The sequence below is a fragment of the Acinetobacter uliginosus genome, from assembly GCF_044130295.1.
GTDB lineage: Bacteria > Pseudomonadota > Gammaproteobacteria > Pseudomonadales > Moraxellaceae > Acinetobacter.
Genome location: NZ_JBIQOC010000163.1, coordinates 1 through 3,405 on the forward strand (window position 1 = coordinate 1; position 3,405 = coordinate 3,405).

Consider the following 3,405-nt stretch of genomic DNA (forward strand, 5'->3'; position numbering starts at 1 on the left):
GTAAAATCAAAGGGTTGAGAGTAAACCAGTATGATAATTTTTTACTCTCACACATTTTTAGCTTTGCCAATTCTGCAAGTGGATCACCAGATTCTATGATTTTAGGCTGTTGAGGATCATAACGTTTAATCCAGACATAAAGACTATGCGTGGTTGTACCTAAACGTGCGGCAACTTCAGCCACACTATGACCTTTTTCAGTCACTTGCTTTACTGCTTCAATTTTGAATTCTTCAGGGTATCGCTTACTGCTAATAAGCACCTCGTTAATTAGCCATTTTATTGGAACATCATCGACTCAAATCTCTATTTGCAACAGTGCCTTCTTCTTTAATTTATATATAAATAGACGACTGGTCTATTTTTGTATATAGTTGCTGCATGATCACAGCAAAAACCGCAGTGTGGATTAATTTTTATAGTTGACGCGATTAATAACGGTGGTTTTTCAAATCATTAACTGATTTTTGAGGATAAAAATATGCTGAATTTTGACTTTTATAATCCAACCCGTATTCTTTTTGGTGCCGACACGATTGTCAAAATCAATGACTATGTGCCTGCAGAAGCACGGGTATTAATGCTGTATGGTGGCGAAAGTGCCCGTAAAAATGGCACATTAGCTGAAGTGCGTGAAGCATTAGGTACACGAGAAATTCACGAATTCGGAGGAATCGAACCGAATCCGAGCTATGAAACCCTAATGAGAGCAGTAGAACTGATTCGTGAACAAAAGCTTGATTTCTTAATGGCTGTCGGCGGTGGCTCGGTGATTGATGGCACCAAATTTATTGCAGCAGCAGTCAATTATGCAGGTGATACATGGGAAATTTTAGAAACCCATGGCACTCAAATTAGCCAAGCTTTGCCTTTTGCCAGTGTACTCACTCTTCCGGCAACCGGTTCAGAAATGAACAACGGTGGGGTAGTTACCCGAAAATCGACCCAAGCCAAACTTGCATTTAGCAGTCCCTATGTTTTTCCGCAATTTTCGGTGCTAGACCCGAATAAAACCTATAGCTTGCCGACGCGCCAGTTGGCAAATGGCGTGGTCGATGCATTTATTCATGTCATGGAACAGTACTTAACTTACCCTGTCAATGCACAAGTACAAGATCGTTTTGCCGAAGGTCTATTGCAAACCCTGATTGAGATTGGACCGAAAGTCTTGGAAGATTCGGCAGATTATGACACGCGTGCCAATTTGATGTGGACCGCCAGCATGGCACTGAATGGCCTGATTGGAGCAGGTGTACCACAAGATTGGTCGACCCATTTGATTGGACATGAGCTCACGGCTTTACATGGTATTGATCATGCTCGTACCTTAGCAATTGTGTTGCCGGCCAATCTACAAGTACGTCGTCAAGAGAAGCGAGAAAAATTACTACAATATGCGACTCGTGTCTGGCAGATTGTCGAAGGTGATGAAGAACAACGTATTGATGCAGCCATTGCCCGTACTCGAACCTTCTTTGAGCAACTCGGACTGCCAACTCGTCTTAGCGATTATCAATTGGGGGCGACAGATATTGAGATCATCATTACGCAACTCGAATCACACAATCTGACCCAGTTAGGTGAACATAAAAATGTTTCATTAGAGATCAGTCGCCAAATTCTCGAGACGAGCCTCTAAACAAGCGTATCTGTCATGGTCACGCCACACGGCATGTGATCATGTAACGATGCTCCCCCAATCCTAAAAATTATCAGAGAAATAATATGAAAATTTTACTCGTTCTGACCTCACATGCACAACTAGGCAATACTGGTGAGAAAACAGGTTTCTGGCTAGAAGAACTTGCTGCACCGTATTACACCTTTATTGATTCCGGGGCTGAAGTCACGCTGGCTTCACCTCAAGGTGGGCAGCCACCACTCGATCCGAAAAGTAACTTAGCCGATGCACAAACTGAAACCACACATCGTTTTGAGGCGGATCCAACTGCAATGCAAGCATTGGCACAGACGCAAAAACTTAGCGAAATTTCTGTTGCTGATTATGATGCAGTGTTTTATCCGGGCGGGCATGGTCCATTGTGGGATTTAGCAGAAGATCCGATTTCAATTGCTCTGATTGAACAGGCGATTCAGTTTGGAAAACCAGTTGCAGCAGTTTGTCATGCCCCGGGTGTTCTTCGTCATGTGAAAGAGAGTAATGGAATGCCTTTAGTCAGCGGTAAATCTGTGACTGGTTTTACCAATACTGAGGAGGCCGTTGTAGGGTTGACCGAAATTGTACCGTTTTTGGTCGAAGACATGCTCAAAGAAAATGGTGGTCATTATTCTAAAGCGGGTGATTGGCAAGTGCATGTCCAAGTAGATGGCTTACTGGTTACTGGACAAAATCCCGCCTCTTCTGCTGCAACCGCCACAGCATTACTTCAATTGTTAAAATAAGGAGTAGTCAATGTCTGCATATGTGGTATTTACCCGTGAGCAAACTTCTGATTCTGAGCAACTGGTGCAATATGCAGAGAAAGCCCCACTTGCTCGTGAAGGTCGTGAGTTAACAGCATTGGCTTTTTATGGTCAATTAGAAGTGCTCGAAGGCAATGAAATTGAAGGAGCTGTCATTCTACGCTTTCCTGATATGGCGGCAGCGCGAGACTGGTATCACAGTCCTGCCTACCAAGAAGCATTACAACATCGTCTGAAAGGGGCGACTTATCGTGTTTTTATGATCGAAGGTATCGAAGAAGCACTCTAATAGGGTGGTAACAAAATTAATCAGAGTATGTTTTTGATTACAAAATCTGGAAAATAATATGGCTTATGCATCTATTAATCCTTATAACGGTGAAGTACTAAAAACCTTTCCTGTTGCAAGTGATACAGAAGTAGAACAAATCCTCACAAACGCTCATCAAGCATTCTTGGCTTGGAAAGATCGATCGGTTTCTGAGCGTTGTGTGATTTTGCAACGTGCCGCTGATCTCCTGCGTGCAGATGCGAATAGATACGCAGGTTTGCTTACTCTTGAAATGGGTAAAATCACCAGTGAAGCATTGGCAGAAGTTGAAATTTCTGCACGTATTTTCGAATATTACGTTCAGAATGCAGAGTCTTTACTGGCTGATGAGCAGTTACCATTTGATCCTAATGAAGGGCAAGCAACACTAGTTCATGAACCCTTGGGTATTATATTGGCTATTGAGCCTTGGAACTTTCCTTATTATCAAATTGCACGCATTTTGGCGCCGCAATTAGCAGCTGGTAATACATTGATTCTCAAACATGCATCCAATGTCCCACAATGTGCTTTAGCTTTTGAAAAATTGATGTTAGATGCAGGTCTTCCTGTAGGTACTTTCAGTAATATCTTTGCAACAAGACAGCAAATTAAGACTATCTTGAATGATCCACGCGTACATGGAGTCGCGTTAACAGGTTCAGAAGGTG

At 42.7% G+C, this 3,405-nt stretch carries 5 protein-coding genes; 4 read left to right on the plus strand and 1 reads right to left on the minus strand.

Annotation, left to right across the window (positions count from 1 at the left end; genetic code table 11):
* The coding region (locus ACE01T_RS17350; protein ID WP_395519768.1) for a transposase at positions 1 to 256 on the minus strand (256 nt) is incomplete at its 3' end.
* 225 nt (positions 257 to 481) lie between these two features.
* Here ACE01T_RS17350 and ACE01T_RS17355 point away from each other — a divergent pair.
* From ACE01T_RS17355 to ACE01T_RS17370, 4 genes are all read left to right on the plus strand, one after another.
* Positions 482 to 1,639 (plus strand): iron-containing alcohol dehydrogenase, encoded by a 1,158-nt coding sequence (locus ACE01T_RS17355; RefSeq protein WP_062034281.1) that lies wholly within the window; start codon positions 482 to 484, stop codon positions 1,637 to 1,639.
* 86 nt (positions 1,640 to 1,725) lie between these two features.
* Complete coding sequence (locus ACE01T_RS17360) at positions 1,726 to 2,403, plus strand: type 1 glutamine amidotransferase domain-containing protein (protein WP_010116208.1); 678 nt, start codon at positions 1,726 to 1,728, stop codon at positions 2,401 to 2,403.
* 10 nt (positions 2,404 to 2,413) lie between these two features.
* Positions 2,414 to 2,713, plus strand: a complete 300-nt coding sequence (locus ACE01T_RS17365) for a DUF1330 domain-containing protein (RefSeq protein ID WP_010116206.1) — start codon at positions 2,414 to 2,416, stop codon at positions 2,711 to 2,713.
* 58 nt (positions 2,714 to 2,771) lie between these two features.
* Positions 2,772 to 3,405: aldehyde dehydrogenase family protein (locus ACE01T_RS17370; RefSeq protein WP_395519767.1), on the plus strand; the 634-nt coding region annotated here is incomplete at its 3' end.